A 255-nucleotide genomic window follows, 5' to 3' on the forward strand; every position below is an offset into this window, starting at 1 on the left:
GCATCAAGCACCGTATCTTCCTCGAGCTGCACGCGCATTGGAGCCAGGACGGCCGGCACATCCCGATGGCGCACAGCCTGATCGGGATGGTGCGGACGCTGATCGGCTTTGGCGTGGTATTTCTCGAAAGCGCCGAGTGCGAGCGCCTGAGCGGCGTGCTGCACCGGATGAAATTCGAAATGGGCAAGGGCCGCGAGCAGCACCTGACCGCGGACCAGGCCGACGCGATCCGCGCGCACGCGCACAAGGAAGGAT

1 protein-coding gene is annotated in these 255 nt (G+C 65.1%); it reads left to right on the plus strand.

Annotated elements, in window-relative coordinates; genetic code table 11:
* Positions 1 to 255, plus strand: a 255-nt coding sequence (locus H6A07_RS09885) for a hypothetical protein (protein WP_204814747.1), incomplete at both ends; no start/stop codon positions are given.

The organism is Olsenella uli (genome assembly GCF_016899935.1).
Classification (GTDB): Bacteria; Actinomycetota; Coriobacteriia; order Coriobacteriales; family Atopobiaceae; genus Thermophilibacter; species Thermophilibacter uli_B.